Origin of the sequence: Bacteroides sp. L10-4, assembly GCF_013373675.1 — a bacterium.
GTDB lineage: Bacteria > Bacteroidota > Bacteroidia > Bacteroidales > Bacteroidaceae > Bacteroides > Bacteroides muris.
Map to the genome: position 1 here is coordinate 51,421 of NZ_JABXJH010000025.1, position 6,374 is coordinate 57,794.

Below are 6,374 nucleotides of genomic sequence, written 5' to 3' on the forward strand. Positions count from 1 at the left end.
CATTATTTAAGGGTTAAATCGTTCAAATCAATTCTCCCGGCTTCCAAATCTGCTGAGCGCCGTTGTATGCTGCTGCGCAATCTGTCCAAATCTATATTCCAGCTGTCGGCCATGTATTGCTTCACCAGAGTCAGTTTGGAGTTTATCAGAGAAGCGCCTTCCTCTCCTGCCTCGTCCATCCACGCTTGCCACTGCGATGCCGGATAACAAACGTATAAGGAAAGCATCTCCGCAAAGTCTTCGCCATGCTCCATCTGCGCGTAAGAGCTGATGAATCCACGTTTCAGATATCCCGCATTATAAGGAGATTCGCTCCATTTGTCTGCCACGTAGCTATTGCCGGTAATGAACTGGTAGGCTGTAGGCATCTCCTTGGTCTGGTTCATGATATGCGTAAACTCATGGTGAATGGTTTTCAGATAATAATGGTTCAGCGAGGCAATGCTGTTTTTATATTGGTTCAAATAGTTGACTCCGGCCAACAGGACTTTTTTTCCTCCTTCGGCCGTACCAAGGATAAAGGTTCCGTTGTTTTTGTACTCCCACTCACCGATTAAGAAAAACTCCTTCGGGAAGTATGCGCGCGTAAAGTTGATTCCGGCCACTTCGTCGTATGCTTCTACACAGATGTACTTTACGATATGCGCCAGTTGCACGGCTTGCTCATACTCTGCCGGTACGGTGTAGTAGTTGAGGTCGGACTCCATCTCTTCATAGCGGTATTTGAAAGCTATATTGTAAGGATTCACATAGTTTGCCACGAGCCAGCGGTCGAAGTCGTTTTCCACCTTCTCGCCTGTAGTAATGACACTTGCAGGATTTAAGTCGTCTTCCGAGCAAGAAGTGAAAGCCCCTGCAAGCATGCATATCAACAATGCGTATAATGTATAATGTTTTTTCATGGTTTCTGTCTGTTTTGAATATTCATTTACTCAGGTTCTAGTTTCTCGGATTAGGCTCATAACCTGCATCGCGTACCTTTTGTGGAATCTGCATGGCACGACGCGGGTCATCCACAGTCAGTATGTCTGTCTGCTTCTCCGGTTTTCCGGCGGCATTCATCATACGACGGCAAATCTCTATGCCATATCGCTTTACGTCAAACCAGCGCAAACCAAGTTGTAGCGTCTCGATGCGTTTGAATCCCAGCACGCATTGCAACATACACTCTTGTGTGCTTCCTTCGGCATCGATGCTGAAAGCCGGATGCAAGTGCTTTTTCTGTGTGGACTCCAGCGGTTCGGCATACTCAATGCTATTGTAAAATGATGTCACTAATTCGGGAGTCACCTTTACATTCGTATCCATAATGTTGTGCATCCACAAATCTAAGTCTTCCGCAGCTTCGTTATACCGTTTCAGCATCACCTTGGCTTCTGCTCTGTTCAATAAGCATTCATCCGTTGTCAGGGTGGGGAATACACAGCGGGTGTAGCCCACTCCTGCCACGGCATCCGTGTATTCGAAAAGGTAGGGAAGTCTCCAGAAAATCACATACGAGGAGTTGGTGGCATTGTAGGATTTCAGTCCCGAATAATATTTTGCCGAACTTCCCCAGATGTTGGGCGCTCCGGCATCTTCGGTCGATGCCAGATAAGGACTGTGGGCGAAACGTTTCCAAGTGGAATAGTTGCCCATGACGATTCCCATTCTGGAGTAGCCGGTGGTCAGCAGTAGATTGCAATTCAATGTAGCGTCAATGTAATGTTGCGCCACGGCTTGTATTTGCTGAGTCATGGTTCCCATGTAAGCATAGTCGCGCAACATGCTTTTCGGTGAGCTTCCCAACACTTTGTCGGCATATTCTATCGCCTTTTCCCATTTTTCATAGTAGAGGTAGAATCGGCACGCAAAAGCGTAGGCGGCTGTAGGATTGAAATGGTATTTGGGAACAGACATGTAAGAGTCTCCCACATAGGGCAATGCCTCTTCCAAATCTTGTTCCACCATCTTGTATACTTCCGCCACCGAGTTGCGTTCATAATTCACAAGTACCGTCGTCTCCGGTTTGGTCATATAGGTGATTCCGAGGTCTTTGTCGGCGGTAGCGCTGTTGTAGTGGAGCGAGAACGTATTTACCAGCATGAAATGGTTGTAAGCACGGCATATCAACGCTTCCGCTTTGGCTTGTTTAAGTTTTTCAGTAGTGGCACCGCCCATTTCTTCAATAGCTTGTAACGCATGGTTGGCTGCGGATATTGCTTCGTAAGAGGATTGCCAGAAACGTTCGGGCGATTCGTTGTCGCTTTCGGTCACGTCTTGCCAAGAATATACCTGCTCGATGAAACGTGTAGTGTTGGGATTGGCTTCTCCCATGTCATCTACGTTGTCGGACATAAATTCCGAAAGCAAGTAGTATCCGTTTTTCGGATAGGCAGATACGAGCAGGCTCGTAATCTTGTCTTCCGTATCAATCTGGGCCCGATTGTCCGGCATTGTGCTGAGGAAATCATCGCAGGCACCCAAAGTAACCAAGGTGATGCTACAAGCCAAAATTGTGATGTATCTATTGTATTTTTTCATAATTCCTACTTTTTATCAGATTCCTAATTTAAGTGTAAGCGTAAACTGACGTGGTAAGGGAGTTGCCACACCGCCGGTATTGAAGAATTCCGGATCTTGGCCGTTGAGTTTTTTATCGGCATAAATCAAGAAAAGATTGGCGGCTTGAAGTTTCAATGACAAATTGCTAATCCTCAATGCATTGGCTACGCTTTTCGGGAAATCGTATGCTACGGAGATTTCTTTCATGCGGATGAAGTCGCCTTTCGCGATTCGTTCGGTTGAGTAGTTATAGGCATTATAAGCATAACTCAAGTTCGAATCGTTTTTGTTTTGTCGTTTGCTGGCAATGACAGGTACTGTGGTGTACTTTTCGTCACCAGGAATCGTCCAACGGTTTTTGAACTCTTTCGGTGTGGAAGTAAGGTCGGTATAGGTGTTCTTGAATACCGGGTCCAGACGAACTACATTTCCAAACGAATAGGTAATGAATACATTTAGCGAGACTCCTTTCCACTTGAAGAAGTTACCGAAACTGCCCACATCCGTCGGGTCGGCACAACCGGAGTATTCAAGGAAAGAAAGCTTGTCCGGAGTACTTGTCTGAAAGTAAATTCCTGTGGTGGTGACGTTTCCGTCTTGGTCGAGGAATGTGGGCAAGCCTTGCTCGTTCAGTCCGCGGAACGGGATGGAGAAGATACTACGTACCGGATATCCTTCCATGGCAAACCCCGTTCCCGATACCAAGTCAATTACACGCTTGTTGGTTTCCAATTCGGTTACTTCGTTATGTACATGAGAATAAATGATATTGGTGCTCCAAGTGAAATCCTTTGTCTTGATGTTGGTAGTAGATAAAGTCAACTCAATACCGCTTGACTTCATGGAAGCGATATTTCCGAATTTCTGTACCTCTCCACCGATTCCTTGTGTGGTGGCAAGTCCTATCAGGTCAAAGTTGTTACGCTTATACCAGTCTCCTTCCAAGTTGATGCGGTTGTCAAGAAATCCCAAGCTGAGTCCTAAGTTGAACTCATGTTTTTTCTCGTAAGTAAGGTCGTTGTTGGCCAATTGTGAAATATAAAGTTCGCTCTCCTTGACACTGGTGAACGGACGCCAAGGATTGGCACTGGAAATCACTACGTTGGAATTTGTCACGTTGGAAGGACCACGGTCGGCGGTCAATGAGTAAGAGAGCTTCAGCGCGGCATGGCTGAGTGTTGGCATTACCGGCTTGAACCACTCTTCTTCGTGGATATTCCAGGCTCCGGATATATTCCATGTGGGCAACCAGCGTGCCGATCGGCTTTTTCCTAACTTGTTGGTGCCCTCATATCTCACGGTTCCGTTCAGTGTATATTTTCCCAGATAAGAGTAGGTGACGTTGCCGAAGAAGGCTACGCTGCGTTCATGCTTGTTGGTTAGCGTATAATAGTTGGCATTATCTTCTGCTCCTTTCTTGAATGCTTGGTAGGCATAATTGGGAATTTCTCCCATGCTGTATTGCATGCCCCAACCACGGAACCAATTGGAATGACGGTCAATCAGATTGGTTTCCATGCCGGAGTAGAAGTTGAAGATATGGTCCTCATTGAATACGTCATTGTAGCTTAGTGTGGCCCTGAAGTCTTTGCCGATCATGCTGTTGTTGGTGCGTTCGTAGATACCTCCGTCGGGCAGAATGCTGATGGGCAATGCATAGATGTTGTCAGGGTCGGTGTAAAGTAACGGATTCCTGTCGCGGATGGTAGAAGTACCCATTTCACGGTAAGCAAGTGCTTGGTTGGAAGAGTCTAAGATGTAGTGCTCCTGTGACGTGGCAGAGTATTTCACCGCTCCCAGGATGCCGACTTCCAACTGGCTGATGGGCTTGTACTTCAATTCGCCTTGTACGCGCAAGTCGAAAATGTCATAATCCATGTAATTATTATCCAACTCGTGGAAGATGTTGAACGGAGCGTAATTGCGGGTGTAAAATGTATTGGCATCCAATGCTCGGGAGGTGTTCATTGCATACGAATAGGGGTTGATGTCAAAGTCGCGTTTCACCTCGCCGCTTACGGCATCTATGTCGCTGCTCAGGGTTCCAGGGGCCTTCTGTTTACGATAACTGGCGCTACTGATAAGAGATGCTGTGATTTTCTTTGAAATATTATAATTGGAATTCAGGTTGGCTGTATAGCGTTCCACTTTGCTTGCCTTGGTCCATCCGGGATCCACCATGGCACTGAGCGAGGCATAATATTGTGCCTTGTCTGTACCGGAAGAGATGCTGATGGAATGGTTGTGTTGCACGGAATTGGAAAAGAGCAAGTCGAACCAATCGGTATTGCGATATTCGGCTGCACGTAGATAAGCCGCTCTGGCTTCATCGGTATTGGCTAATCCGAACTGTCCTGTTATGGGGTCGTAAGTGCTGATAAGTTCATACATCTTCCCATAGATACCGCTGTCGGCAGAGTTGGATACCGTAGCATAATTCAGGTATCCTTTCTGCTGCAATTCTTGATAAACGGACATTTGGTCTTGTGAATTCATAATGTTGAACTGCCGGTAACTGGGCTTTAGTCTCATCGTATATTCACCGGTGTAGCTAATGCGGCTTTGTCCGCTTTTACCTTTCTTGGTCGTAACTACAATTACGCCTGCCATGGCACGTGCTCCATATATAGAAGTGGCAGAGCCGTCTTTCAAAATCTGGAAACTTTCGATGTCATCCGAGTTTAAGCCGGCAATGGCCGAAGAAATCAGCGTATTCGGGTCACCGGAAGAGAGTTCGTCGGCACTGACATCGACTACGTCGTCCATAATGACACCGTCTACCACCCATAAGGGTTTGGAACTACCATAAATGGAGGTAGCACCACGTACGCGGATTTTCGGTGCGGTACCGAAAGTTCCGGACACATTTTGTACTGAAACACCGGCTGCACGTCCTTCAAGTGAGCGACTGATGTCGGCCATACCGTCCAATTTCACATTCTCGCTGTTCAGCTTGGTGGCAGCACCTGTGAATAGTCGCTTGTCCATTTTCTGCATACCTGTTACTACTACTTCATCAAGTAGCTCGCTGTCACTTTTCAGTACAATCTTTAAAGCCTTGCCGGTAATGGCTACCTCTTGCGTTTTCATTCCGACAAACGAGATTACAAGTGTTTTGGCTGAAACCGGCACATTCGTCAACTTGAAATTGCCGTCGGCATCAGTGATAATACCTGTTTTTGTTCCTTTTACCTGCACAGACGCTCCGATAACCGGGAGTCCGTCTTCTTCTGCGGTTACAGTGCCTGTCACTTGTCTATCTTGGGCAATTGCTAAGGTTGCCCGAAAACACAAACAAACCAACAAGAAAATTAACTCTTTTTTCATAAGTAACAGTTTTTAAGATTAAGTAAAATTATGTGTTTTTATGCAATGATTTGTTGTCTGTGTGCAAATATATTAATTTTATTGTGAGAAGCAAATAAAAAAAGGAAAAACATGCTTTATTGAAAAGAAAACTTATATATTTATACCTAAGCGGTGCTTTGTGGTTTATAAAGCAAGCGGGTTATCGAATCTTTTTAAGCTATTTTTTAGTTTTATGGAAATTATATAAATGAATTGTTGCGAAAATAATCGGTTGATGAAATTAATTCATTGTCACATTACGAATATTGGGATTGTCTTTATATTGCGACAGATAGAATCTTTGTGGACTGTCACTTTGTAAATCCTTAATCTTTATAGGTGGAGTTTGATTATTGTAACTATTCAGCGAGAACAAAGGATACGAAGAATTAGCCCGTCAGTTTAGACGAGCGCCAATATAGCTTTAAGAGGGGATTGTCCGTTTTTCCAGGCCGTGTCAGCGATAGAATGTAAAGCGTGGA

General features: G+C 45.4%; 3 protein-coding genes. All 3 read right to left on the reverse strand.

Annotated features, from left to right (window positions below):
• Positions 1-2: 2 nt before the first annotated feature.
• From HU824_RS09975 to HU824_RS09985, 3 genes are read right to left on the reverse strand one after another with little or no spacing between them, the layout of a single operon-like run.
• The gene (locus tag HU824_RS09975) at positions 3-902 is read right to left on the reverse strand and encodes a putative zinc-binding metallopeptidase (protein WP_136010262.1); all 900 of its coding nucleotides are present in this window, start codon (positions 900-902) and stop codon (positions 3-5) included.
• Positions 903-939: 37 nt separating this feature from the next.
• A complete protein-coding gene (locus HU824_RS09980; RefSeq protein WP_136010263.1) occupies positions 940-2,523 on the reverse strand; it encodes a RagB/SusD family nutrient uptake outer membrane protein in 1,584 nt (527 codons plus the stop codon).
• Between the two features lie 15 nt (positions 2,524-2,538).
• Positions 2,539-5,871, reverse strand: a complete 3,333-nt coding sequence (locus tag HU824_RS09985; RefSeq protein ID WP_176468742.1) for a SusC/RagA family TonB-linked outer membrane protein — start codon at positions 5,869-5,871, stop codon at positions 2,539-2,541.
• Between the last annotated feature and the right edge of the window lie 503 nt (positions 5,872-6,374).

Bases quoted from the DNA above. Each gene is read 5' to 3' on its own strand.
- HU824_RS09975 (WP_136010262.1), bottom strand. From the start codon at position 902: ATGAAAAAACATTATACATTATACGCATTGTTGATATGCATGCTTGCA.
- HU824_RS09980 (WP_136010263.1), bottom strand. From the start codon at position 2,523: ATGAAAAAATACAATAGATACATCACAATTTTGGCTTGTAGCATCACC.
- HU824_RS09985 (WP_176468742.1), bottom strand. From the start codon at position 5,871: ATGAAAAAAGAGTTAATTTTCTTGTTGGTTTGTTTGTGTTTTCGGGCA.